Origin of the sequence: Paenibacillus sp. VTT E-133280 (genome assembly GCF_002264385.1) — a bacterium.
Lineage (GTDB): Bacteria > Bacillota > Bacilli > Paenibacillales > Paenibacillaceae > Paenibacillus_AQ > Paenibacillus_AQ nitricinens.
The window spans coordinates 197,223-222,416 of record NZ_NFUX01000001.1; the positions used below are offsets into that span (position 1 = coordinate 197,223).

The window sequence follows — 25,194 nt, forward strand, 5'->3', positions numbered from 1 at the left end:
CACCACCACATCTGTCTCATTTATTAAACAATATAAATGACACATGTGTCAAATTCTCTTCAAAATTAGATCAGCTCTTTGCACCCCCAATCCACATTTGAAATAACACCTTACCCCAATCAGGTGTTGGGATATTCAGCATATTTGGTGTATTAATTAGGTTAAAAAAAACACCAATAAGTACAGGAAGTGGGATATCCTGCCGTAGGCTTTTTTCCTGCTGTGCGCGTGCGAACAAACCAGATAACTGAATTTTAAGAGTCTTATGTGCTTCTTCAATAAATTCAAGATCCCTCGCCGCTGCAGCAGAATTCGCTGTGTTTATTTTACTGGCATCTCCCAGGAGCTGATGGAGCGAAGATTCTTCTACGTAAATGAGAAGTAACTGCTCGAGAGCGTCCATGGGATTTGCCTCGTTAATTGTTAATGCCTTATCTAATACCGCTGCAATTACGCGCTTCATACAAGCGGCAACGATTTCTTCTTTATTAGCATAATATTGATAAATGGTACTTCGGGCACCGGACAGATGCTGCGAGAGCAGTTTGAGATGAAAGCCATCGTAGCCATGATCCAATACTAATTTTTTTGTCATATCAAGCAGCTCGGTTTCAGTAAAAGTTTGTTTTCTACCCATGGTCCATCCCCCTTTTCATTATTACAGTTTAGCATACGCAAAAAGTAATGCGTAGGTCATAATAAAAAGACAGACCGTCCATAAGCAGCACTCTCACCTGCGGACAGTCCTTTCAAAAGTACTTGGATATTCTATTTATCCATATGTTTTACCTTCACGACTGCATCCCGTTTTCAATCCTCTGCATAAACTCTTCAACGGCGCTATAGCCAAGCTGTTTCAGATACCAGTTGTTGGCGGCAGCTTCGATTAGGCCGGCTACGTCACGGCCGGGCTGAAGCTGGATTTCAATATGTGGAATTTGGACACCAAGATAGTCTGTGAACTTCGGCTCCAGCTCGAGCTCATTATTCAAGGAATTCTCTCGCCAAGGAGACAACTCAATGTCGAGTACAATTCGCGTCTCATCCTGAAAAGCTCTACGCCCGTACTGGCGTACAACATTGATCAGACCAATACTGCGCAGCGCTAGGAATTCGCGGGTCGTCTCATTATGTGTGCCGAGAAGCGTTGCCGGTCCCAGCTTCTTCAGCACCACGATATCATCCGCCACAAACCGGTGGCCTCTTCTAATAAGCGTATGCGCGGTTTCGCTTTTTCCAATCCCAGACTTGCCCCGGAGTAGGACACCTATACCAGACACATTTACACATACCCCATGAATTGAAAGCTCTGGCGCCAGCGCCTTCACCAGATAGGTGTCAATCTTTGCGATGATCTCTGTCGTCGTCTCCTGCGTCCGAAGCAACGGGATGCCCTCTTCTTCGCAGAATAGAGTTAAATAAGGAATCTCCTGCTGACCTGTCGTCACAATAAAGCATGGTGGATGATACTTGACGATATTACCAATATGTAACTTGCGCTCTTCAACGCTTAGGGTTAACAGATAATTGATTTCCTTGCAGCCCAATACTTGTACCCGCTTCGTTGGGAAAAAATCAAAGTAACCCACGAACTCCAGACCAGGTCTATGCGCCTTTGAACGAGTGATTTCACGTTCCATGCAGCTAGCACCTGCAAGTACTTCCAGCTTAAACTTCTCTGTAAGGCTTTGAACGGTAGTCGATTTCAAAGTTGTTCCCTCCTGTGGCTGCGTATCTTGAATACGCAATACGGTTAACGGGATATATTCAACGACAAATGGGATGATTCCTGCAACAACGCTACTATAGGCTTGTAATGTCATCATATCTAATACAATTGTTTCTATGAACGTCACACTGCTCCATACTTGGTATGACTTTTTTGGCAAAAAGCCATACTACTTCTCACAGACTATGACCGAAGGAGAATACTCATGAGTGAACACCAATGGCTAATTCCAGCAACCAAGGGATTGGGCTTCAAGTTGGACAAAGGGCAGATCGTCCGGGTAACCGATGTAGAAGGAGAGCAGGTAGCAGATTTTGCTGCTTATAACGCCGTTCGCCCTAATGAACGGATTGACCCCGGTGTAACGATAGATGCTCTAGGCAAGATGAATGTGCTCCCGGGGGACATCCTCTATTCCAACCAATACAGGCCACTGCTTACGATTATTAAGGATACTGTGGGCCGTCATGATTTCATTAACTCTGCCTGTCGTCCCGAGATGTATGAGGTGCTGTATAACAAAAAGGATCACGCCAGCTGTTACAATAACCTGAATGAGGCGCTATCGGAGTTTGGCCTGCCCGCTCCCGATCAGCATTATCCGTTTAATCTTTTTATGAATACTGTCATTGATCCTTCTGGAAAAGTCAGCGTGGAGCGACCGCTTTCTAAAGCCGGGGATTATATGGAGTTGCGGGCTGAGATGGATCTGATCATTGCCATATCAGCTTGTCCCTGCTCCGAAAGTGTCTGCAATGGGTACAAGTGTACACCGATTGCCGTAGAGATTCTTTAGAGTATGTTGCAAAAAGAATAGCGCCCACCAGGCTCGTCTTCTAACCGGCCCACTTCTTGAATAGAATGACTTGTACAAGTTAACATCTCATTCAAGGAGCGATGACCATGAATAGCTTTATCACCTATATAGTACTCGGCATCTCATTATCTGCACCTATTGGTCCCATCAATGCAGCCCAGCTTGACCGGGGAGCGCGGATGGGATTTTTCCAATCCTGGATGATTGGACTGGGGGCCATGTGTGCGGATTTAGTGTATATGCTACTCATTTACTTTGGATTAGCACACTTTCTGAATACCCCGTTTATGAAAACCTTCCTATGGACATTCGGCAGCTTCGTTCTCCTGTATACCGGAATTGACACTTTGAAAAATATCAATGCCGTGCCTGGATCCGCCTCGCGTGGTGCACAGACCGGCACTAGCGCCTTCCGTTCTGGATTTCTAATGGCACTGATGAACCCACTCAGCATTCTGTTCTGGTTAGGCATTTACGGCTCCATTCTGGCCAAAAGCATAGAAAATCAACATTTCGATCAGGTGCTGTGGAACAGCATGGGTATTTTTGTCGGCATCCTACTCTGGGATGTGGTGATGGCGATGCTGTCTAGCTTCTTTCATCGGTTCACCGGCCCTTCTATGCTCCGGTTCATTTCCCTTGCCGCGGGGATTTGCCTTCTTGGTTTTGGCATCTACTTCGGCTCTCAGGCATTTATACAGTTGTTTGGCTAATAGGTTCAACCAGCAAGAGATTTCCTAGGCCTTCACCTATCTCCCTCCCTTCGCATAGGATGTTTTGAACTTAACGAGGAGGGTGTTTTTGGATGGCCCATTTGAACACAAAGGTCTGGCTGGATGAACATCTGGCTGAGCTGCCGTACTGGCAGCAGGATGCTTTTCGTCAATTTACATCTATGATTGCAGATCCTGAAGGCAAATATCCCTGTATCCCGGGACGGCAGGGGTTTCTATCCAATAATTTACGCTTTGGTTTCGTTGCTGATCCACGAAACGAAGATTCGACTACGGAAGTCGCTTATTTACTTCGCCAATATGGCCAATGCTCGCGGGATACCGGTAAATATGCCTCCCTTGTCCTGTTTTTTGAAACTCCGGCAGATCTGGCAGAAGGCTACTCCATCGAGGAATATGAGAATTTGTTCTGGTCCATTCTGGGCCGCGTCAGTGCGGTGGATACGGTGCCCTGGCCGGATGAAATTTCTACCGATCCCGCACATCCTTCGTGGGAGTTTTGCTATGATGGGCATCCGTATTTTGCGTTCTGCGCAACCCCGGCACATGAGCTGCGAAGAAGCCGCCATACCCCTTATTTTGTGATTGCCTTTCAGCCGCGTTGGGTATTCGAGAATATTAACGATTCTACCGCATTTGGTCGAAATATGAAAAAGCAGATCCGCAAGAAGCTCGCAGACTATGATAGTATACCTGCGCATCCTTCCCTTCAATGGTATGGGCAGGAGAGCAATTTGGAATGGAAGCAATATTTTCTGCGGGATGACGAAAGTGCGCCGTCTAAATGTCCATATACTTATATGAAGAACAAGTTCAAAGCTATAGGAATTAAATTTCACTCTTAAGCGCTTATGAGGTTTGTTCGCGTTTTTTCAAGAGGTGCTCCCTAAACCAGGTAAACAAAGCAACGACACAGATGATCAGAAGGCTGGACCAGAAGCCGGGACGGCCCCCTTTTTCAAAAAGTGTACCTGCCACGGCAGCAATGATCAGCGCCATAGCAACCATGGATCTAATCCAACCGCCCATCTTTGGTTTCAATAGCTTAAGGAAAGAGGCAAGGATAAATAGCCATGTGTACAAAATAACTAGACCGGCAGCTGTAGTGATATGCTCAAAAATTTGCTTTGGCAGAAACAAGCTCAGTACAATTGTCACGCAAAGGCCCAGCATATTGATACCAAGCGCGTAGAGCGGCATCTTTCTTTTTCCTTTTGTCACCGCCAACCAAGAAGGGGCATCTTTATCCTCGGCCAAGGTCACCAGCATAGTCGAGACCGCATACAATGAAGCCACTAGGATAGAGAACCCGGCCACGATCATTACCCCGTTCAGCACGTATACAAGAATAGGTAGTTCCATCGCTTCAAGAGCAGCAATAATTGAGCTTTGATCAGGTCTCACTTTCTCAGGGCTCACGAATAATAGGGCGAGTCCTATCGACAGTACATACAGCAGGGTCACGCCCAGCAGCATAAACCTGCCTGCTTTCGGAGCTTCTTTTGGGTCGCGTAAGTCCATCGCCATAAAGCCCATAACCTCAATACCCCCAAAAGCATAGAACGCATAAAGTAACCCTTTCCAAGCGCCCATCCATCCTTTGTTCAACCATGCTGCCGAACTGTGAACCGTATCCCAATTCCCCCTCCCTCTCAAAAGGGCAACCACGGCGACCACGATGAACATCAGTACCGCGGCGATTTTGATCATGGCGAATACATTTTCCGCTTTGTTAATCCCCTGGCTACCTAGAATAATTACCAGCAGACCCAGCACGGCATAAATTGCGGTAAAAACCCAAAGCGGCCAACTCGCAAACCATACCCGCGAGAACAGTCCCAAAGCAGTCAAAGTACTGCCAAGTATTAAAATTTCTGAACACCAATAGATCCAGCCCATGCCAAATCCGGCCCAACGTCCAAAAGCCGCCTTAGCATAACTACGGAAAGAACCCTTTTGAGGATCCTGCATAGTCATTTGGGCCAGCGCCTCATAGACGAACAGAGTTGCCACAGCCGCTAACACAAAAATAACCAACACCAATAATCCGCTTTTACGGATAGCGATGCTGGAACCAAGAAAAAATCCCGTGCCAATTGTGCAGCCTACACCAAACAGAGTAAGCTGCCACCAAGGTAGCTTGCCAGTTGGAGTACCCATATGTATATCCCCCCGTCTGGTGTTACTATGCGTTTTCGGGAGCTATTTTATTCTGGTATAGGCTTAGGCAGACAAAAGAAGACCCGACTTCCTGTTCAACAACAAACGAGTCGGGTCTTCTACGGTTAGAATTGGTCAGTGCCTAGTTATTTACGGGCATCTGAGGGGATCCGGCAGCGGGAACATAGGCATCCAGCATCTGCTGTATTACTGAAACCTGAAGCTGCGGAACCTGATAGTAGGCATGTTTGTTCTGATAAAGGAACAACTCATATCCCATTTCAATAAAATGCTGCACCTGTGAAGCCAGCACCCGGCGCAGCGCTGGGTTCGTCACTTCGGGTGAAGACATGGCCAGCAGTGAGGCATGGGATTTGATTAGACCCAGCATATACCCGCTGACGCCCGCATCTTTCACCTCTTCCAGTGATTGGTTAGGCTTCTTCGGCTGGGCCGGTTGGAGGCCGTAAACCGGCTGTGTCATATTCGGGATAAGATAGGTAGCCGTTTCCTGGCTTGGCTTTTGCCCTGTCTTAAAGCATTGGCAGGTCAAGTTGTACTGATCCAGCATGAAATTGTACTGCCGATCCAAAATAGACAAAAGCTCTTGATCCTGTACAAAAGTTCTGAACATCATAAACTGGTCCAGTACATTGATCTGGCAGGACAATACCTCGTGCACATCGAACATTTCATGGGCGCCGTGGTCTAGCTGCTGTCCCCCTATTGTCATGCTTCCTGGCTGTAGTTGCTGCTGCAAAGTGTATTCTCCTTTGTTCTTAGATGAGTACCCTCAATAATATGAAGGATCAGGTGGCCAATTATGCATGCACCTTCTTATTATCAATCCGAATCTTCCTTCTATGTGTCGTGAATAATCCGAAGTACCCTATCGTTACGAGGATACAGATTATAACATCAACAACAATCAAGTTCTGATAATCCCCAAAATAATCGAAGGACAGGCCTCCAATTAATGCACCTACTATACCGCCGCCCTGGTGTATGAGAAGTAGAACACCGGTTTGTTTTCCTTTACCCTTTGCAATCTCATTAATAACAAGCATTCCACCTGGTAATGCGCTTAAGTAGGTAATTCCGAACGCTATAGCAAAAAGAATTGGTGAACTTCCTAAATGCATAAAGAGGAAAGCAAAACCTACAATACGTATGCCATACAATAGAGACATCATCATTAATTTATTGTATCGGTCCAGAAAATAGCCGCAAATAAGCGCCCCCGTGATTTCCATAATTCCAAGTATGCTCATAGATAGGGCGATCATGCTTGGTGATACATCTGCCAACTGATGTATGGCTACCAAATTCATCTCGACGGATCCCATATTGATACCGCAGGTGAACAGCGCAATCGCGACCACGACAAAGATAGGAAAAGAGATAAATCTTTTAGACGGTGCAATTACGCTAGATAATGTATCTTGACCATCGACTTCTATTGAACGATCCGAAGGAGCCCTCTCCGTATTTTTCGGTTGTGAACTCTTAATTCCTAACCAAATTACGGGAAGCGTCACACAAACACCTAAGATAAAAGAAGCCATAAAAGCGTTCTTCCAAGTCAGCCAGTCTATGGTTACGAAAATAGGAGTAACAATCGCTAATCCTACGGAAGAAGCACTCGCCAGCAAAGCCATTGCTTTAGCCCGATGATGCCTAAACCATTCAAACATCAATATATAATTCGTCGTCGCCCCAATACCTGCCAAACCAGAGATAACACCGTATCCAATAAAAAAGACAATAGGATGGTGACCTAACACGACAATACCAGTACCCAAAGTACTCAAAATTGCACTTAACATTAGTATCTTCTTTGTACCATACCGATCCACGAGCCAGCCCCCCAAAGGTGCACATACGGCTACGATGAATAAATTGGTGGACCATGCCATTGAGATAAATCCCCTGCTAATCTGTAAATCCGTCGATATCTGCACCTGAAAGAAAGACAAGCTGAAGCGGGTCAATGCACCAATAAATCCAATAACCCAGAGAGATCCTAATCCAATCCATGCATACCTGGATTCCTTAAACCATGTCGTTTCCATTATGGTTTCCACCCTTGTCTAATATAAAAGATACCAATCGGTATCTTTTATATTAGCATAAATGCTTTTTTTTGCAACAGAATAATTTCATTTGATATACTACGTGTACATATACAATTAAGGACGGAGGATGATAATGGAAAAGGGGGAGAAGACTCGCAATTACATCATAGCTAAAGCCGCTGAACTGTTTAACCAGAAGGGATATTCGGGCTCCTCGTTATCTGATATAACAGATTTGACAGGCATTAAGAAAGGTGGCATTTATCGCCATTTTTCCAGTAAAGATGAGATTGCATATGAAGCCTTTAGCTATGCGGGTAGTATTGTGGGGGCCCAACTGGCTAATGCCATTAGTCAGCAAGAAACGGCCTCTGGCAAGCTGTTAGCATATTTACATGTGTACGAGAAAGTAGTTGAAGCGCCACCTTTTATTGGGGGGTGCCCGCTCCTCAACACGGCTATTGAAAGCGACGACAGTCATCCAGGCTTACGTGAAAAAGCCCAGCAAGCCCTAATAGGCACACTAGAATCCAAAAAGAAAATCATTTCTGAGGGTGTACAAAGTGGTGAATTCAAAGCAGACCTCGATATTGAGGCACTAGCTACCTTCTCCCTTTCCATCATGGAGGGCGGTATCATGATGAGCAAGCTCGAAGGTAATAATCGGCACATACGGATGAATATCAAGAGCTTTGCTGCTTATTTAAAAAATGAGTGCCTACGCGAGCCCGGTTAGTTCATTCAAAACTTTGTTAACATACAAAGATTTTAAAATAAAAAGGAGCTTCGTCATTACTCACGAGGCTCCTTTAGCTTAATCTTAGTTCCATAACTTTATTTATGTTCCAACCACTGGCATTCTGTGATTTCTATTTCTGTAAATGTTGCTTTAAATGATGAATCTTCTGGGCTACAAGCATATAAACCAAAATTGATATGCTCGCTCCCTTCAAACAAATGAAAAATACGCATCTGCTTAAATGTAATCCCATCAAGAGAATTTTCAACACAGAAGTCACTCTCACGCCGACTTAATCTGTAATACATTGTTTTTATAGTTGCATCGATATCTGTTGTAGCCCAATCCGAATATCCGTGATTCGTAACCACACTACCCAATCTTTGATATTCTTCATTCTCATATTCAATCGATGCCTTGAACCAATTGTCACTGTCCTGATAGACAATTACTCCACACTGATCAAATCTATGAGCACTATCAAAATCAGTCTTCACTATAAAAGAAAAATATTTCTCATCAGTCTTCATCAGTAGTGCAGGTGCATTATCATTTCTAAACCCATAATAGGTGCGTTGCCAAAAATCAGTATTAGGCTCAGTCACAATTTCAATCTTGTTATCTGTAATAGAAGAAGTGCTTGTTGGATGTTGCCAAAAGAGATTTTCTTTTATAAAGTTCATTTCACTGCTCCTTATCTAGGTCCCTCTTTACCCTTGAATGTCCCTCCTGGCATCTTGCTCGGCGAGAATCTCTTTATCCTCCGCGTTATCTCTCGTCACTTTCTGAACGCCAACGGCGCTATATGAAATCAACAGAATAACAGCTATATAATACCCCTTTACATTCAATTGAAATGGAGCATTGTACAGACCAATAAAGAACATTACATACCCAATAACCAAGCCTGCAAAAGCCATAATTGTGAAAGCCCCTGTATTTCTCATCCTGTGTTTCGGATTTTCTAGCTTAATTTCCTTATCCTCTGAATTGTCTCTAACAACCTTTTGCACAACGATACAGCTAATCGTAATTAACACCATGCAAAGCAAATAATACCCTTTAACGTTCAATTCCCAATCGTCGTTGTACACCCCCAAACAGAATAGAAAAAGACCTGCAGCCAATGCAAAATACGATACCCCTGTGAAAGCAGCTGTGTTGCGTTTACGATACCTCTGATTCATCCGACGATTCCTCTCCCAATACAGAATTGAATGGTGTTATAACCTTCTTCACTATACCGTGGAACATCGGTAAAATTCTACCATTAATTAGGTTGTTTTGGGAAAACGCAAAGAAAACGGTCTCAGTCCCAGGTAATTCAGGACTAAAGCCGCCTCCTACATTTTCTGCAACTTTATGATTTAGAAAAAATGCTACTCCCTCTCCTGATCCACCAATTGCTGCTGTGCGAGCCGAATCATCTCGCGGACCATCGATCCACCAATTTTTCCGCCAATCTGACCCACTGATTCTGTACTCAAATGTCCATTCTCACCGTGTTCCAATGGAATACCAAGTTCTTTTGCGACTTCATATTTCACATCATCAGGCCGCTCCGGATCTACATCATAACCCTCGCGCCGCATCACCTCGGCTTTAAATGTTTGCATTCCGCGATTAACTCCCGGCACTGCATATTTCCTGTTTCTTCTGGACATCCCTTATCCCCTCCTAAACATGTTTTAAGTAACATGCCCGGAAATCGGAACCTCCACCCCTGTTGATTTGCTCCGATTATTTCCAAGAGGGTGCTAACTTCCGTTAATTTGATAATTTGATGTAAATTTAAAGATAAATCCTGTGTCCGATAGCGACCTCCTATTCGGACGATCCCCACAACAGGGAGGCCCAACAGTCATTTCATGACTGTTGGGCCTCCCTTATCCTGTATATTACTTGTTCGCTAAGAAAGCATCGATTTGCGCTTGCAGCTCAGCCTGGATTTTATCAATGCCAGCTGATTTCAGCTGTTTGTTCAAATCTGCAAGGCCTTTGTCGATATCTTTAATTACGCCGTACTCGAGCGGAATGGCATAGCGGAGCATTACATTGCCCACATTGGCAATTTCCGTCTTCACTTTGCTATTGTCGAATACAAAGGTTTCAAGGGCATAGTGGTAGACGTTAGCTTCCCATCCCTTAGCCAGATCGTTAGCTTCTTGAGGGAATGCTTCATTATCAAGGTTGAGTGGTGAGTTGAAGTTCCAATTAGAGAATCCAGTAAAGTTTGGATTTTTGTCGAGTGCTTTATATTTGGTGTCGCCAACCGGTTCATAGTGCACGCCACTAATTCCGTACATTATCAGGTCGTGCAGTTCTTTATCATTCTGCATCAGATCAATCAGCATCAAGGAACGTTCTACATTTTTGGAAGTCGCATGAATCGACGTACCGTTTTGTGTAGAAATCGCCACTGATTTTTTCTTCCCTTGGTTGATATCAGCCAACGCCACTTCATAAGGAGAATTTTCTTGGCGCATCAAGGCCATGAGTGCTCCAAGTGTTCCGTTATTATGCGTAATCGAGGCCGTTTTGCCTGCTTTAAAATCCGCCTGATGATCATTTTTGCTGTTCAGAACGTTTTTCGACCAGGCATTGTTATCAGCGAGATCTTTGTAATACACGAGTAGATCCTTGAACTCTTGCGTTTCATAGACGTTAAAGACTTTGCCTGTTTCATCGGTCAATTTGAAGGCAAACGGAAGATCCAGGTCAAACATATTCCATTCGTTTTGCTGCTTCAGTAATACACGGTCCAAGTTATGATACTTCCAGTCTCCTGTTTCCGGAGTGAAAGGTGTAATTCCTTTTTCCTTCTCAGCTATCGTCTTCAAATAGGTAGCATATGCTTCCGGGCTGTTGATTTCAGGAAGATTGTATTTCTTGCGCAAATCTTCACGATATAGAATCAGCTTTTCAACAGACTCTCCTCTGTTTTGCGGAACCATATACAGCTTACCGTTTACTTTTGCCTGATCCCAGCTCACATCTGACATAGCTTCCTTAGTTTGCGGCATATATTTGGTAAGCAGCTCGTCGGTTAATTCTAGAAATCCGCCTTTCAGCGCCTGGTCATTATAACCAGCCCAGTTTGCCGAATAGATGAGGTCAAAATCTTCATTTGCCGCCAGCTTCAGTGGATATTTTTGAGCCCAGTCAGACCAGTCCAAGAACTCTCCCTCAAGGGTCGCATTAATTTTTTCTTTCAGTTTCTTGTTAATTTCAGCAAAAACACTATCATAGTCTATCGGTTTAGGCCCAACGAAGATCATTTTCAGCTTTACTTCTTTAGAGGTGTCTATGGTATCTGAAGTTTCGGCTGCATTCGTTGCACTCGCTGTTTCGGTAGGCTCACTTGTTACCTCAGCGGCATTATTGGTAGCCTTAGCCGGTGTATTGGCGTTGTTGTTGCCACCACCACATGCGCTCAAGATCATTACGAAGGTTAAAACGAGTGCGAGCATAATGAATCTATTTTTTCTCAGCATTTCAAGCCTTCCCCCTTGTATTCATTATATTGATAAACCGGATTTCCCCGGGTTCATCCTTTCACAGCGCCAATCGTCAAGCCTTGAACGAAATATCTCTGAACGAATGGATAAGCGAGCAGAATCGGACCTGTAGCTACAACCGTCATTGCCATCTTCAAGCTCTCGCTTGGAATCGATGTGGTTACGACTGCTCCTGCACCCATCATGGCTTTTCGCATGCCGTCCATATTACCAAGCATTTTGTACAAATAATATTGAAGCGGCATCAGCTTCTCATCAGAAATAAATAGAAGGGCATTGTACCAGTCGTTCCAAAAGGCAAGAGCCAGAAACAAACCAATAGTAGCTAGCGCCGGCTTAGAGAGAGGCAGGATTAAACGGGCGTAAATCTTAAAATCGCCTGCACCGTCAATTTTAGCCGATTCTACTATTGCTTCCGGAATGCTGCCCATAAACGACTTCATAACAATAATGTAAAAGACGTTGAGCATCATCGGAATCACTAAAGCCATCAGTGTATCTTTGATATGGAGGTAATTGACCATAAGCAGATACCATGGAACCAGACCGCCGTTAAATAAAGTTGTAAAGAAAAAGAAGAACGAAAATTTATTACGCCATTTAAAATCTTTTCTGGATAGCGCATAAGCCGTCATCGAAGTCAGAAACAAGCCAAGCAATGTGCCTATTATAGTAACGCCTATGGTCACCATATAGGCTTGAATCATCTGGTCGGGATACTTAAACAAAATGCTGTAGGCTTCTGTTGAGAAGGCCGTAGGTATAAATTGATAGCCCTCTGTTAATATTTTTGACTCTTCCGTCAGTGATGAAGAGACGACAAGTACAAACGGGAATATACATAAAATTGCGAGAACGATTAGGGATACATAACCAATACCCGAGAATATTTTACGATCGAGCTGCTTCATATCGTTACCTCCATTATGAAAACTGTACCTCTGATGCGGTTAGAATAAGGCGCGGTCTTTATCGTATTTACGAACAGCATAGTTCACAGTCATGATCGTTGCGAAGCCAAGAACGGACTGGAAAACGCCAGCTGCAGCCGACATGCCGATATCATTCGAAGTAATCAGCGATCGGAAGACGAAGGTATCGATAACATCCGTCGAAGAGAACAACAAGCCATTATTGCCGATCATGTTATAGAACATCCCGAAATCACCGCGGAAAATATTCCCGACCGCCAGCAGCACCAAAATAATAATCGTCGGGTAAAGATTTGGAATCGTCACTTTCCGGATCCGCTGAAAAATATTGGCGCCATCGATTTCAGCCGCCTCATACTGTTCAGTATCTATGCCCGTAATCGCAGCCAAGTACATTACCGTTCCGTATCCAAGGCCTTTCCAGGCGGACACGAGAACCAGGATATACGGCCAGTAGGCAGGCGTATTGTAAATATCAATAGGTTCTAGCCCGAGTCCTCTAAGGAGTGCGTTCACAGTACCAATATCATAATTGAGCAGGTTATAGGCAATCGCGCCGACAACTACCCATGAAATAAAATAGGGAAGGAACAACGCCGATTGCGTAATTTTGCGGAACCATTTGCCACCGACCTCAAACAACATAATGGCTGCAAAAATTTGCAAAGCGTTATTTACAACGATGAATGCAATATTGTACAATGCTGTATTCCGTGTTACCCGCCAGGCATCTCCTGATTCAAAGAAAAATCGGAAGTTATCGAGCCCGTTCCAGGCACTTCCAAAAATACCGCCCGCGTAATCATAATGCTTGAAGGCAATAATAATGCCCGCCATTGGGACATAGGCAAACAAAAGAAAAAAAGCAACCGCCGGAGCCAGCATCAGCAACAGAACCCTATAGTTTTTTAAATCGCTCCAAAATGTATGCCCTTTCATCTTTGCACCCCTTTCTTCTCTATATCTCTCATTATAAAAGGACGGCGGCGGTGAGATAATTCAGCGAAACAACTAAACATAATACTAATTCAACGATTCATAAACAATTTCGATAAAAAAGAAGACCCTGTTCCATATAGAACACGAGCCTCCTCAATAAGCAATCGATTCAGATTTTATTTTTCTTCCGGTACTCGCCGGGCGACATGCCCATATATTGCTTGAACTGCCTATTGAAATAAATAATGTTCTTATATCCGGCTTGTTCCGCAATCTCATATACTTTTTTTGTTGGATCCTCGAGTAGCTCGCATACCCGCTTCATACGTAATTCACTTAGAAAATCGCTGAAGAGACTATTGGTTTCGACCTTGAACAGATGCCCCAGATAGTTAGGGGTAAAGTCGAAATGTGCGGCGACCTCGTTTAGCGTTATTTTTTGATCTAATCTTTCTTTCACATACTCCGTGATTTCATCAATTAACTTACGTTTTTGCCTTTGGCGTTTCAAATAAAGCAGCTCAGACAGTTCAAAGAATCTTCTTCTCAGCCACGATAGGATATCATGCACCGTTTCGAACTGAAACAGTACAAAAGGATGATGCGAATCCCAATTCAAAATCTCGTACAAATGCTCATTCATTTGCTGCAGATCAGCATGAAGCTTAGAGGTGATCCGGATAATGATATCGTAGATGTCGTTTTTCTGGGAGATCGGGCTGTCTCCGGCAAATAGTTGAAGCAAGCAATCATCAATAGTGGTAAGGTCGTAGTCGAGCATAGCTTTAAGCATACGATCCACAATAACCTCTAAGTCCGAAGCCATCTTTTCCTTTGGAGACCATTCCGAGGCATCTTGGATTAACCTATTCTTCCCTACGATCCATTTAATGCTTAAAGCGGCCTGCGCCTGCCGATAGGAATCATGTAGCTTGACCGGGTCGGTTGTGTACATTCCTCTTCCGATCGTAATCGAACAGGAGAACTCCTGATAGAACGCCCGAATCAACTCTTCCAGCAAAGCTGTAAAATATTGTTCCTGAACCGCAGCAAGGATCACAAAGTGATCGTCATAGGTCGTAATTACCATGCCCAAATTTTGATCCTGAGCAAACTTCCGGATAAACTGATTGGCAGTGCTGCTCCATAAACTCCGCTCTTCTTCCGTCCAGGTTTGGATTTTTCGCGCCATGTCGTCGATCTCAATGATGGCAACCGCCGATGCACCTTGTAAGTATGGCGTGAGGACGTTGTGAATGTGCGTTTCAACCTGTCCCGGTGCCGCCTCGTTAAACCAACGCAGCAGTAGCTCCTGATTAACAAGCGTCAGCGTTTCCGACAAGGAAGTACGCTGCGTCCTCTCCTTCTCAATCTTGGCGCAGAGTTCGGTCAGCGTCTCGTTCAGCTCGTCATCATCCACAGGCTTAAGCAGATAACTGTATGCATTCAATTGAATCGCTTCCTTGGCATAATTGAAATCCTGGTGTCCGCTAATAAAAAGAATATGGACCTCAGGGTTAATCTCCTTCGCTTTCCGCGCAAATTCCACGCCCGACATAATCGGCATGCCGATATCAGAAAGAATGATATCAATAGGATGCTGCTCCATCATTTTCAGAGCGGCAAACCCGCTCGTTGCCGTTCTCACGCTATGCAAAGACAAATGATCACTGCCGGCTACACGCCGTCTAAGCCATTCCAAATCGATTACTTCATCATCCACCAGCAGAACATTGATCTCCATCGCCATACTCCTCACTCCCCCATCACTTCCCTGATTTCTGCATTTTCCACCGGTAAAATAATTTGAACTGTCGTTCCCGCTCCAAAATAGCTGCCGATTTGAATGCCGAAATCGCTCCCGTATCGCAGTTTAATTCGTTCTTCCACATTTCTCAGACCGTAGCTGCCTGGTTGATATGCGCTTGATCGCATGTTTTGAAGTGTCTCCGGCCGCATGCCGATCCCGTTATCAATGACCTTGAGTTCGATGCGGTCACCCAGCCGCTTTCCAGTAATACGAATCGCAATGGTCTCCCCGAACCAGGCGTGCTTGAATATATTCTCCACAAATGGCTGCAAAATCAGCTTAATAATAGGTACCTGTAAAATTTCCGGATCGACATCATAATAAACCTCAAAGGCGTCCGCATACTTCACTCTCTGAATTTCCAGATACATCCTCACCTGCTCCAGCTCATTTTCAAGAGAAATATATACATGCCCGTCGTTTAATGTGAGTCGATAAAACTTGGAGAGGCCTTGCACCATCTGCGTAACCTTCTCCACTTCCCCCATATTGGCCAGACTGCCGATGGTCGACAGCGTATTGTACAGGAAATGCGGACTGATCTGGGCTTGAAGCACATCCAGCTCCGCTTGCTTTTTCTGAATACCCTGCACATAAACGTTCCGGATGAGTTCCTGAATGCTGGTCGCCATTTGGTTGAAGCTATTAGCGATATAGACAAATTCATCGTTCCCCGGAAATCCGATTCTTTTATAAAAATTACCCTCCTGAAACGATCGGACCAAATACACAATCCGCTTGATCTTCTTGCCAGATATACGTGCGACTAGAAAACCGATCATAGCCATCACCAAAAAACTGATGGAACAAACGGTACTAATCACCTTCCGCATTCTACTAGCATCTTTGTTCAAATAAGAGTGGGGTACGCGCGCCTCAATGACATAGCTTGATACCGGAATATCTTCACTAATAACTAAATAAGCATCTTGTTTCGTATCTTCAGCAGCAACACCTTGCTCATACAAAGTCATTCCTGTAGCCCTATCCAACAGACGAAGTTCAATCCCCTGTTCAATCGGAAAAGTATCAAAATTACCAAATAGCTCATCAATCCTCGCCGTAACGCGAATATATCCGATAATAGCAGGTGCTGCCTTGGAAGAAACAAGCTTGCGGAAATATGAAATATTACCCAGCTCCCGGTCGGTATCCGCTTGAAGCCACAAACTGTCTTGATTATTCGTAACAATCGACTTAAACCACTCCGTATTCTCGATCACCTGGTCAGAAAGAACATAATAATCACTTCGACCGATGGGTGTCGACATATCATCCCCGGTAATTTCAAGCATCGTCTCATTGACGGTAAAAAGAGCAAGTCTCAGCTTGTTCCCATACAATTGCAGAGGGGCTTTCATATAAGGAACGATATCATCTCTCATTTTGAGCATATTTTCCAAAGGATCTCCCCTGAACTGAAGGGCATTCTGAAAATTCGTATTTAGAAACAGCGAGTTGGTCATACGTTTGATTTCATCTGTCTGGTATTCGATGTTGTTCCTCGTCTGCTTTAATGCGGTCCGGACATTCGTTTCCGCCATTTCAGTCCTGGACTCTACGAGCATTGTATAGGCTATATAGCCTACCAGCATATCTGTCAGCAATACAAGAATGAGATACGGAATCATCATCTTGTATGTGAATGGAATATACTTTTTACTAGACAGTTTTCTCTCCATGCGCATGCTCCCTTATATACGTATCCATACGACTGCTATTTCGACCCATTCTACAACGAAAAGAAAGCGGTTACTATATCTTGTATTTGGAAACTTTGCTTTAGAGTAGCACTCTGTTCTCCAAAATATTTTTCAAGCTAATATGCGATTTGGAAGGCCCGAACTTTATAAGGTGATCTTGAAATTCAGCAAGCACCTCAATCGTTGAGGTCTGTACCTTAATGAGATAATTATATTCTCCACTAATGCGGAACAAATCGGTAACTTCCATAGCATTGTTACAAAAATCGGTGAGCTCTTGACAATGTTCTGTTTTAATTAGAATAAAAGTAGTCGTACCCCGGTTCAGATCCCGCAAATTAAAAGCTGTATGATACCCCGATATGATGTTCCTTGCCTCCAACTTAATGATTCTTTCTTTAACGGATGGTTGTGACATCGAAACCTCTTTACTGATTTGTGAAATGGGCATTCGGGCATTGTACTGTAATAATTGCATAATCTTTTTATCAATATCATCCATAAGATGCTCCATATCAAGCGCCTCCTAACGTTATTTAATAAAATAAACTCTTTCGTCTAAAATACCTTATATTCAATAACCATGTCAGTATAAAACACTTATCTTATATATGTATCTCCTATTTTAATCCAACTATAATAAATAGTACATTAGATATAGGAGCGATTAAAGATGAGCGTAAAAGGCCTTGCACATATAGCGATTCAAGCCAAAGATTATAAAGCAACAATTTCATTTTATATCGACGTTTTAGGGTTCAAGTTAGGTCATCATTGGAGTCTGCCCTCCTTTCAAATCAAAGAAGCTTCGATGCTTATTTCACCTGATCAAAGAACTTGCTTAGAGATTTTTGATAACGATGCAGTCATTGCCGCCCAAGGGAAAAAAGCCTTGTCTGAAGAGGAAGTAGCACACGGAGCGTTACTACATTTTGCTTTTTACGTAGACAATGTGGATGAGATATACCAAAAAGCCCTTGCTCATGGAGCAAAGGCTTTTATAGAACCAGATTCGCTTTCCCTTGGTGAACCGCCTCTTCTGATCAAGAACGCGATCGTTCACAGCCCCAATGGGGAAGTTATCGAATTTCTTGAAGAAGTTGATTTTGATATGTCTAATTACACTACTTCATACAAAGATGCATCCAAGGCTTGAATAAAGTACGACCAATCGCCTGTCGTGTACAGTAGAAGCCGATGCATCGCGCGTGTACAAGCTGTATAAAAGAGTTTACGTTCACTCTCCCGATGATAAGTCTGCGTAGAAGCATCGTAAATTAGCACGGCGTCGAATTCTACGCCCTTAGCAAGGTACGCAGGGATAATTAGCGTTCCCTTCTCAAAGGTGAGCGTCTCCTTCGTAATAAGCCGCAGATTCTCGCCCCCCTGTGCAAGCAATGCTTCATAGGCTTCGCGGCTTTCCGCAGCAGTCTTAGTAATAATGGCGATGGAGTCTAGACCTTCAGCCATAAGCGCCGCAAGATCCTCTTTTATCCGCACCGCCCGCTCCACATCATTGCTAGCCTTCAATAGGTGCGGCTTCTTGCCTCCCCTATCAAAAGGTACGATCTCTTCATTAGGTAGCAGCGCCATCGTAAACTCCACAATCTCACGAGTCGAACGATAGCTTCGGATTAAACGAAATAGGTTCGTTTCCTCTTCACCATAAAGCCGGATCAAAGGAGAATCCACCTCTTGCAAATTCGTCGCTTGCGGGAATATCGCTTGACTGAAATCGCCGAGTACTGTCATGCTGGCGCGGGGAAACAGTTGCTTGAGAAACGCGAATTGGAACGGCGAATAATCCTGTCCTTCATCAATAAATAAATGCCGCACCACTGTATTCGTACGTGAACCCTCGATAAGCTCTTTTAAATAAAGGAATGGGGTCTCATCCTCATAAAAAAGTTCGGTATGGCTCAACTTTTCTTTCGTTTGCATACAGATTTCTGGCCATTGATCAGGTACTTCGGTCTCACCCGTCATATTCCGATAAGTGGCTTCATCCCTAAATAACTGCTCGTATAATCCCATCATATCTATGAATTTTAACCGTTTGACATCCCGTCTCAGCGGTTTGAAGTGCTCCTTCACGATCATGCCCCGCAGCAGCTCATCTTCCTGCGAACTAAAATCAAAGACATTCTCTTCCCCGTCCTTCTGAGTACGAAAATCGCCATAGATTTCAAGATACTGCTCCGTAAAATCGAAGACAGCCTCTTCTCGCCGGTACTTCTTAAGCACCTCACTGTATGCTTCGGCATATTGATCATTGTCGAGGTAATCGACCTCATCTTGAACCCAGGGTGCCTCCATTTCCTGACGCTGTAGCTTAGTCAACTCACGCAGCAGCCACTCACGTAGTAAAGCGACGCGATTAGCCAATCGTATAGAGCTGTCATAGCTATAAAATTGCGACTTCATTTGCTCCGCAGTAATCAACTCGCGGTCCCGGAAACGGATACTGTGGAACAGCATTCCATCTTTGCCTAACCATAAAGCGTAGCTTTGAAGAGCATGCAGGAAAGCCTCAGAAGCCTTATATTGCATCCCTGTTAACCGTGCTTCATACCCCTGTGAGGATTGTGATGTCAGTACATATTCAATCTGCTCGAAGGGGCCCTCTAAATTCATCGTGGATCCGAGCCAATAGGCAAGGTACTCCTGAAAGGTCGTTTGCTGCATATTCTCTTCGCCGAGCTCAGGAAGCACCGTCGATACATAACTGTTAAACATCGGATTTGGCGAAAAAAGAACGATCTGATCCGCCTTGAGCCTATCGCGGTGTTTGTATAATAAATAGGCTACCCGTTGCAGCGCTGCGGACGTTTTGCCGCTGCCAGCCGCTCCCTGCACAATAAGCATACGGCTTTTGTCATTACGGATGATGGCGTTCTGTTCCTTCTGGATGGTCGCCACAATGCTCTTCATTTGTGAATCTGCGCCTTTACCAAGCACCTGCTGCAGCAATTCGTCCCCTATCGTTAAGCTCGTATCGAACACATTCTGGAGCTGACCGGAACGGATCTGATATTGTCGCTTCAGCATCATCTTACCAGTAATCTGTCCTCCCGGCGTTTCGTAAGTAGATGGCCCTGGGGAATGATCATAGTACATGCTTGCAATAGGCGTTCGCCAGTCATACACCAGAAAGTCCACACCGTCTGCATCAACGAAAGAAGCCACTCCGATATAAATTTTCTCACTCAAGCTCAAACCGTCTTCTTGAAAATCCATTCGTCCAAAATAGGGAGACGGCAGTAGCCGTTGCATATTCTTAAAACGCTGCACCCGTTGCCGGTGGCTGCGCTCCCGCTCGGATAACAACGCTTCTTGCTGCTTTATACTGTAGAAGGTCTCTTCGAAATCTTCATCGGTGCTCGTATTGACCGTGACTTCTTCCCAAAACCGCTTGCGAATGTCCACCACTTGATCACGTAACCCAGTCACTTCTGGTTCTAGTGCTGCGATTCTTGATCGCAGCTTTTCCGTAACCAAATCAAGCCGATCTTGTTCTTGCTGCCAATCCATTACGTTTACCATCTTCACGAACACGCTCCTTTTCAGTCTTGTTATAAAGAAGCAAAAATTAAAATTTGACAAACTGTTAATCCACATGGTATTATAATATTGTAGATAAGATGCTATATTTATGTTAAAAAAGTGAAATAAACAGTGATTATCTTATAATATCATGAACTTTCTTTGCATGCAAATTATATATATAAGTTAGAAGAACCAGCAGACTCTGCTGGTTCTTCTTTTTTGAATGCCTAGCTTGGGCGTACATAGAAAATAGACCGTCCCTCGGACGGTCTATTTTCTTACTCAAGTAAGCTTACTATTTAGTTTGCAATAAATTCATGATGATGGTCACTGCCTCTGCTCTTGTTGCTGTCTCATTTGGTGCAAATACATTGCCGTTACGTCCGCTCACAATGCCTGATTTCTTAACGGCTGCAACCGCATCCTTTGCCCATGCAGGAATTTGGCTATCATCAGCAAAACCTGTTGATGCCGCCGTTGTTAAATCTACTCCTGCTGCTCTAGCGATCATTACCGCAAGCTCTGCACGTGTTATGCTCGCTGCCGGACGGAAGGTAACATCCTCGTAGCCGCGTATAATCTTCGCCTCTAAGGCTTGTGCAATGGACTTCTCGGCCCAAGCAGGGATTGTATCTGTGAAGCCCAGTTCCACACCGTTTCCAGTAGGCTTCAGCGCATTCATCAGCATCACCGCAAATTCAGCGCGTGTCACCGCATCATTCGGTTTGAACGTTCCGTCGGTATAACCCTTGACGATCCCTTCGCTCACCGCTTTCTTAATATTAGCCTGTGCCCAATGTCCCGAGATATCGCTAAATTGAGCCTCTGTTGTCGGTTCAGTAGAAGCATTTGTTACCGGTAATCCAGTCGCTTGATCCACTACGAGTACAGCAAACTTCGTAAAGTGCTCCACATCTGCAGCAATACGATTTCCATCTATTTTGCCGCCATTAACTTTCACCCAGCTCTTCTTCACTTCATCATAATAAAAGATCGCTACAGTTTGACCGCTCTTCACTTGTCCTGAATCGAACACAAAGGTTATCGTGACTGGTTTACTAAAGTTCTCCGCGAAGTTTTTTAGAACTTCATAGATCGGGCTTACGAAAATCTCATGATTGCTGAGAAGACTCTCTGTTTGGAGCACTTTCTCAATCCTTAATACCAACTGCTTGCCTGAAGCATTAGCTGGAATAGAAATAACAAGCCCATTATCCAGTCTGACTTCGCCCGCTTGACCTGCAGGAAGCGTCAGTTTCCCATTGGAGGAGATAACCGGAAGTAATAGATTAGAGGTACTACCACCATCATTACCACCGTTTCCATTGCCATCAGAACCGTTATCTTGCACAGCTCTCGTTATCATTGCTGTATATCTCGTACCTGTACCATCTTGGGCAATTACGAATAACTCCAATTTATTACTACCGACTTCAAGAGGAAGCTCTATGCTGGTAGCCCCACTTGCCAAACTTATCGGACCCGCCACAAGCGTATTGGCACTATTGTACATATTCGCTAACAAGCTGCCATAAACCGCATCACTGGCCGTTGCCGTTACTGTGAAATTAGATAAGGAATACGGTACATTCGCTGTATAATCGTATACACTTCCGCTCACTGTTTGATCCAATATTATCCCACTCAAATTCAAGCTGTTCAAGCTTGCACTGGAACTTAATGTTGTAAACGTAATCTCTTGTCCGTAGCTTACTCCGACTCCATTCACAGCATAGGCACGTACATGATAGGTAGATCCAGACTGAAGTCCTGTAAGACTTACTAAAAAGGCTCCTGTTCCACCTGATTCAGCTATAGCCTTACCATCCTCAATTGTCGGATTGGCACTAGTAGAATATACCATTCCGCGCTCTGTAACCGTAGCACCACCGTCCGAAGTGATGTTTCCTCCAACCGTAGCTGTCATAGATGTGATATTTTGTACTTCTGCATTCGTATCAACAATAGCAGATTCCTCAATACCTTTGACAAAGCTTAGATAGAAATCATCAATCGATCCCCATGCGCCGCCATCTGCTTTGATATTAGCTCCGATTGTAAGGGTTCCATCGGTAACGAGAATATCCTGGATCTCAGAATTATTCCACTGTGCCCATCCTTTCACACCGGTGTTTACTTTCACTTCCTTACCATCCGTTACAGCAAATAGATTCATATTGGGGTTGGCAGCATCTCCCCCTTGAATAAACATCGAAAGATTATAATATCCCGGCTTCAGACCAGAAATAGTCTGCTCTACTCTAAAATCCACTGCTTTTGCAGAGTAGAAATGTAGTGAATAGTTGCCTGTTTTGGCATCAGTAACTTTATTTTGGTAGTCTGTATGTGGAGCATTAACGTCAGCATAGGTGATTTTCCACATGCTTCTATCACTATTTTCAAAGCCTGCGTTGACGATAAAGTTCTCTTTTTTAATAACTAGAAAAGCCTTTACCACCTGACCGCCTTCCACCGTTCCACCGATCACATAGCTGCCCGCGCCCTTACTAATGGCTTGCTCAAGCGCAACTTGATCCCAAACGACTGACATCTTGCCGGAACTTCCATCATTGTAAGTAACACTTACCTCTGTTGGCAGATGAATTGGCTCCCCAGCAATCGCCGTTATCGAAACATCCTTAATTTCATCTACAGCAATAGGGGCCACTGCGCCTGTATTCACATATTTGAACACATTCAGCGAGGCAAGCGGATGTCCGTTAAAATCAAACAAAGCCTGGTTATCAACGGCACTTCCGCCATACCATTCCCCTGCATCATCAGGGTCATATTCCTTCGCGTAGCTAGATGCCCAACCGGAACCGTACTGTTCCCAAATCAACTTATTCTGCTCCAGATTGTCTTTCGAACCTACCGGAAGCCATGCAGGCTCCCAATAAAACACGCCAATTCCCGCTTTACCCACATTCGCAACCGCTGCAATTACATCTCTAACCGAAGTGGCCTGACCTTGAACGCTTATAGGATAGTTTAAGGTTTGACCTGAGCTTTGCGGTGCTGTATTTCCGTGTCCATCCCCATCCTCAGCGGTATACGCGTAAGAGGTTTCTGCTACCATTACTTTTTTTCCATAAGTATCAGCCACTTGCTTCAACACAGCTGTCAAATTGCTTAATGTACCGTGCCAGAATGGATAATAAGAACTTGCAAACACATCATAGTCTACATTGTTATCTTGCAAATTCTTCGCTATAGTGGCATATCTGCCTGCCGACTCCGGATTTGTAAAATGCAGAGCAACCAGAATATTCGGATTGATCTCCCGAATGGCTTTACTTCCCTCATTGAACAATTGGCTCATCTTCGTCCAATTAGATTCACCAACGAATTGTCCATTCGTTTCATTGCCTACCTGAACCATACCAATATCAATTCCTGCATTAAGCAGGGCTTGCAGACTTACTTTGGTATATTCGTAAAGTGCAGTCTTCTTATCTTCAAAACTCAAATTGGCCCATGCCTTCGGCGTATGCTGCTTGGCCGGATCGGCCCAAAAGTCGGAATAATGGAAGTCCACTAGCAACTTCATGCCGTTTGCGGTCGCCCTTTTACCAATTTCAATCGCGGTTGCCAGATCATTATTGCCCCCACCATAACCTTTTCCAGCTGTATCAAAAGGATTATTCCATATCCGTACCCGAACGTAATTAACCCCGGCTTCATGTACGGTTTGAAATATATCCTGCTCAGCTCCGCCTTCATTATAAAATTTGACTCCGCTATTCTCTAAAGAAATAATACTGGAGATGTCCACGCCCTTAATAAAATCAGGCTGAAGTCCTTCCACCTTCTTTACAAAAATATCTGCCGGCACCGGCAGGGTCGTATCCGTACTCACTTGTTTCAACTCAAAGCTGTCCAAAAATCCATATGCGCTTGGAGCGCCGCTTATATTCGCACCGACCTCAAGACTCGGAATAGCCTGCTTCAGGATAAATTTCAGATTGAGTGTTCCCCAAGCATTATAGCCAGTGGTAGCCACAGCGGATGCCTTCTCGTCACCCGCAAACAATTCAACATTCCCCGTTTCATTGTCAGTACCGCCCATTGACTTAACTGAGAGCTCATAACTTCCCGCAGGCAGGTTCGTTATGGTCTGCTTAAGCGAGATGGTCTGGTTTCCAGTAGCAACTTTGTTAATCCAATATTTAAAAGCATGAGCACCTTCAGCTGGATTTAGCCAAGTATCATCGGCATATGCAAAATGCTTAATTTCTACCTGATCCCAATCTGCCGCATCGACACTCCATGATCCATCTTCCCAGAAATTGTCCTCGAAACCGCCATTTACTATTAAAGAACTGTTCGAATCTGCAGCCAAAGCACTCCTCATGTTGAATGAGAATGAACTTAGCAGCAACAACACTGCTAAAAATGCAGAGATACCCTTTTGATTAACTCTCACGTTCTGATCACCTTCCATTCTAAATTTTTAGATGCATATGTGCGCGTTCTGATTTATGTAAGCACT

21 protein-coding genes and 1 pseudogene are annotated in these 25,194 nt (G+C 44.2%); 5 read left to right on the forward strand and 17 right to left on the reverse strand.

What is annotated here, in order from left to right; genetic code table 11:
* Positions 1-70: 70 nt before the first annotated feature.
* Positions 71-637, reverse strand: coding sequence for a TetR/AcrR family transcriptional regulator (locus tag CA600_RS00880; RefSeq protein ID WP_094868463.1), 567 nt, complete (start codon positions 635-637; stop codon positions 71-73).
* Positions 638-791: 154 nt separating this feature from the next.
* The gene (gene hprK / locus CA600_RS00885) at positions 792-1,709 is read right to left on the reverse strand and encodes an HPr(Ser) kinase/phosphatase (RefSeq protein ID WP_094868501.1); all 918 of its coding nucleotides are present in this window, start codon (positions 1,707-1,709) and stop codon (positions 792-794) included.
* Between the two features lie 225 nt (positions 1,710-1,934).
* Here hprK and CA600_RS00890 point away from each other — a divergent pair, with 225 nt between their 5' ends.
* The 3 genes from CA600_RS00890 (at position 1,935) to CA600_RS00900 (ending at position 4,125) form a co-directional block, all read left to right on the forward strand.
* The gene (locus CA600_RS00890) at positions 1,935-2,525 is read left to right on the forward strand and encodes a DUF1989 domain-containing protein (protein WP_094868464.1); all 591 of its coding nucleotides are present in this window, start codon (positions 1,935-1,937) and stop codon (positions 2,523-2,525) included.
* 107 nt (positions 2,526-2,632) lie between these two features.
* Positions 2,633-3,259, forward strand: a complete 627-nt coding sequence (locus tag CA600_RS00895) for a LysE family transporter (protein WP_094868465.1) — start codon at positions 2,633-2,635, stop codon at positions 3,257-3,259.
* A 92-nt stretch (positions 3,260-3,351) separates the two neighbouring features.
* A complete protein-coding gene (locus CA600_RS00900; RefSeq protein WP_094868466.1) occupies positions 3,352-4,125 on the forward strand; it encodes a YqcI/YcgG family protein in 774 nt (257 codons plus the stop codon).
* A gap of 4 nt (positions 4,126-4,129) precedes the next feature.
* On the opposite strand, the gene CA600_RS00905 is transcribed toward CA600_RS00900, so the two are convergent.
* The 3 genes from CA600_RS00905 to CA600_RS00915 form a co-directional block, all read right to left on the reverse strand.
* Positions 4,130-5,440 carry an amino acid permease gene (locus CA600_RS00905; RefSeq protein ID WP_094868467.1) on the reverse strand — a complete coding sequence of 437 codons (1,311 nt, stop codon included), beginning with the start codon at positions 5,438-5,440 and terminating at the stop codon, positions 4,130-4,132.
* Between the two features lie 142 nt (positions 5,441-5,582).
* Positions 5,583-6,173, reverse strand: a complete 591-nt coding sequence (locus CA600_RS00910) for a spore coat protein (RefSeq protein ID WP_094868502.1) — start codon at positions 6,171-6,173, stop codon at positions 5,583-5,585.
* Positions 6,174-6,261: 88 nt separating this feature from the next.
* Positions 6,262-7,512, reverse strand: coding sequence for an MFS transporter (locus CA600_RS00915; protein ID WP_094868468.1), 1,251 nt, complete (start codon positions 7,510-7,512; stop codon positions 6,262-6,264).
* Positions 7,513-7,648: 136 nt separating this feature from the next.
* Here CA600_RS00915 and CA600_RS00920 point away from each other — a divergent pair, with 136 nt between their 5' ends.
* Positions 7,649-8,251 carry a TetR/AcrR family transcriptional regulator gene (locus tag CA600_RS00920; RefSeq protein ID WP_094868469.1) on the forward strand — a complete coding sequence of 201 codons (603 nt, stop codon included), beginning with the start codon at positions 7,649-7,651 and terminating at the stop codon, positions 8,249-8,251.
* A 98-nt stretch (positions 8,252-8,349) separates the two neighbouring features.
* On the opposite strand, the gene CA600_RS00925 is transcribed toward CA600_RS00920, so the two are convergent.
* The 10 genes and pseudogenes from CA600_RS00925 to CA600_RS00965 all read right to left on the reverse strand — a co-directional run bounded on the left by CA600_RS00925 (position 8,350) and on the right by CA600_RS00965 (position 17,670).
* Positions 8,350-8,937: a DUF1349 domain-containing protein gene (locus CA600_RS00925; protein WP_094868470.1), complete on the reverse strand. Its 588-nt coding sequence runs from the start codon at positions 8,935-8,937 to the stop codon at positions 8,350-8,352.
* Positions 8,938-8,964: 27 nt separating this feature from the next.
* The gene (locus CA600_RS32060; protein WP_306035596.1) at positions 8,965-9,201 is read right to left on the reverse strand and encodes a YiaA/YiaB family inner membrane protein; all 237 of its coding nucleotides are present in this window, start codon (positions 9,199-9,201) and stop codon (positions 8,965-8,967) included.
* Positions 9,202-9,258: 57 nt separating this feature from the next.
* A pseudogene (locus CA600_RS32065) lies at positions 9,259-9,441 on the reverse strand (YiaA/YiaB family inner membrane protein); the annotation flags it as partial.
* Positions 9,442-9,633: 192 nt separating this feature from the next.
* Positions 9,634-9,918 (reverse strand): alpha/beta-type small acid-soluble spore protein, encoded by a 285-nt coding sequence (locus CA600_RS00935; RefSeq protein WP_076285007.1) that lies wholly within the window; start codon positions 9,916-9,918, stop codon positions 9,634-9,636.
* A 234-nt stretch (positions 9,919-10,152) separates the two neighbouring features.
* Entirely contained in the window at positions 10,153-11,748 is a 1,596-nt protein-coding gene (locus CA600_RS00940; RefSeq protein WP_076298071.1) for an ABC transporter substrate-binding protein, read from the reverse strand.
* A 53-nt stretch (positions 11,749-11,801) separates the two neighbouring features.
* A complete protein-coding gene (locus tag CA600_RS00945) occupies positions 11,802-12,683 on the reverse strand; it encodes a carbohydrate ABC transporter permease (protein WP_094868471.1) in 882 nt (293 codons plus the stop codon).
* Positions 12,684-12,722: 39 nt separating this feature from the next.
* The gene (locus CA600_RS00950) at positions 12,723-13,643 is read right to left on the reverse strand and encodes an ABC transporter permease (RefSeq protein WP_094868472.1); all 921 of its coding nucleotides are present in this window, start codon (positions 13,641-13,643) and stop codon (positions 12,723-12,725) included.
* 169 nt (positions 13,644-13,812) lie between these two features.
* Entirely contained in the window at positions 13,813-15,387 is a 1,575-nt protein-coding gene (locus CA600_RS00955) for a response regulator (RefSeq protein WP_094868503.1), read from the reverse strand.
* An 11-nt stretch (positions 15,388-15,398) separates the two neighbouring features.
* The gene (locus CA600_RS00960; RefSeq protein WP_094868473.1) at positions 15,399-17,135 is read right to left on the reverse strand and encodes a sensor histidine kinase; all 1,737 of its coding nucleotides are present in this window, start codon (positions 17,133-17,135) and stop codon (positions 15,399-15,401) included.
* Positions 17,136-17,235: 100 nt separating this feature from the next.
* Positions 17,236-17,670: an Lrp/AsnC family transcriptional regulator gene (locus CA600_RS00965; protein WP_094868474.1), complete on the reverse strand. Its 435-nt coding sequence runs from the start codon at positions 17,668-17,670 to the stop codon at positions 17,236-17,238.
* A 159-nt stretch (positions 17,671-17,829) separates the two neighbouring features.
* On the opposite strand from CA600_RS00965, the gene CA600_RS00970 reads away from it, so the two are divergent.
* Positions 17,830-18,312 carry a VOC family protein gene (locus tag CA600_RS00970; RefSeq protein ID WP_094868475.1) on the forward strand — a complete coding sequence of 161 codons (483 nt, stop codon included), beginning with the start codon at positions 17,830-17,832 and terminating at the stop codon, positions 18,310-18,312.
* Here CA600_RS00970 and helD read toward each other — a convergent pair.
* Both helD and CA600_RS00980 read right to left on the reverse strand, forming a co-directional pair.
* Entirely contained in the window at positions 18,276-20,699 is a 2,424-nt protein-coding gene (gene helD / locus CA600_RS00975; protein WP_094868476.1) for an RNA polymerase recycling motor HelD, read from the reverse strand. The two genes, CA600_RS00970 and helD, sit on opposite strands and share 37 nt — an antisense overlap.
* A gap of 298 nt (positions 20,700-20,997) precedes the next feature.
* Entirely contained in the window at positions 20,998-25,056 is a 4,059-nt protein-coding gene (locus tag CA600_RS00980) for a glycosyl hydrolase 53 family protein (RefSeq protein WP_256989675.1), read from the reverse strand.
* Positions 25,057-25,194: the final 138 nt, after the last annotated feature.

What these genes read in the sequence shown, in the direction of transcription:
- CA600_RS00945 (WP_094868471.1), bottom strand. Translation starts at nt 12,683, where the DNA reads ATGAAGCAGCTCGATCGTAAAATATTCTCGGGTATTGGTTATGTATCC.
- CA600_RS00905 (WP_094868467.1), bottom strand. Translation starts at nt 5,440, where the DNA reads ATGGGTACTCCAACTGGCAAGCTACCTTGGTGGCAGCTTACTCTGTTT.
- CA600_RS00915 (WP_094868468.1), bottom strand. Translation starts at nt 7,512, where the DNA reads ATGGAAACGACATGGTTTAAGGAATCCAGGTATGCATGGATTGGATTA.
- CA600_RS00950 (WP_094868472.1), bottom strand. Translation starts at nt 13,643, where the DNA reads ATGAAAGGGCATACATTTTGGAGCGATTTAAAAAACTATAGGGTTCTG.
- CA600_RS00955 (WP_094868503.1), bottom strand. Translation starts at nt 15,387, where the DNA reads ATGGAGATCAATGTTCTGCTGGTGGATGATGAAGTAATCGATTTGGAA.
- CA600_RS00925 (WP_094868470.1), bottom strand. Translation starts at nt 8,937, where the DNA reads ATGAACTTTATAAAAGAAAATCTCTTTTGGCAACATCCAACAAGCACT.
- CA600_RS00920 (WP_094868469.1), top strand. Translation starts at nt 7,649, where the DNA reads ATGGAAAAGGGGGAGAAGACTCGCAATTACATCATAGCTAAAGCCGCT.
- CA600_RS00940 (WP_076298071.1), bottom strand. Translation starts at nt 11,748, where the DNA reads ATGCTGAGAAAAAATAGATTCATTATGCTCGCACTCGTTTTAACCTTC.
- CA600_RS00880 (WP_094868463.1), bottom strand. Translation starts at nt 637, where the DNA reads ATGGGTAGAAAACAAACTTTTACTGAAACCGAGCTGCTTGATATGACA.
- helD (WP_094868476.1), bottom strand. Translation starts at nt 20,699, where the DNA reads ATGGTAAACGTAATGGATTGGCAGCAAGAACAAGATCGGCTTGATTTG.
- CA600_RS00890 (WP_094868464.1), top strand. Translation starts at nt 1,935, where the DNA reads ATGAGTGAACACCAATGGCTAATTCCAGCAACCAAGGGATTGGGCTTC.
- CA600_RS00900 (WP_094868466.1), top strand. Translation starts at nt 3,352, where the DNA reads ATGGCCCATTTGAACACAAAGGTCTGGCTGGATGAACATCTGGCTGAG.
- CA600_RS32060 (WP_306035596.1), bottom strand. Translation starts at nt 9,201, where the DNA reads ATGAGAAATACAGGGGCTTTCACAATTATGGCTTTTGCAGGCTTGGTT.
- CA600_RS00935 (WP_076285007.1), bottom strand. Translation starts at nt 9,918, where the DNA reads ATGTCCAGAAGAAACAGGAAATATGCAGTGCCGGGAGTTAATCGCGGA.
- CA600_RS00970 (WP_094868475.1), top strand. Translation starts at nt 17,830, where the DNA reads ATGAGCGTAAAAGGCCTTGCACATATAGCGATTCAAGCCAAAGATTAT.
- CA600_RS00965 (WP_094868474.1), bottom strand. Translation starts at nt 17,670, where the DNA reads ATGGAGCATCTTATGGATGATATTGATAAAAAGATTATGCAATTATTA.
- CA600_RS00895 (WP_094868465.1), top strand. Translation starts at nt 2,633, where the DNA reads ATGAATAGCTTTATCACCTATATAGTACTCGGCATCTCATTATCTGCA.
- CA600_RS00980 (WP_256989675.1), bottom strand. Translation starts at nt 25,056, where the DNA reads ATGAGGAGTGCTTTGGCTGCAGATTCGAACAGTTCTTTAATAGTAAAT.
- CA600_RS00960 (WP_094868473.1), bottom strand. Translation starts at nt 17,135, where the DNA reads ATGGAGAGAAAACTGTCTAGTAAAAAGTATATTCCATTCACATACAAG.
- CA600_RS00910 (WP_094868502.1), bottom strand. Translation starts at nt 6,173, where the DNA reads ATGACAATAGGGGGACAGCAGCTAGACCACGGCGCCCATGAAATGTTC.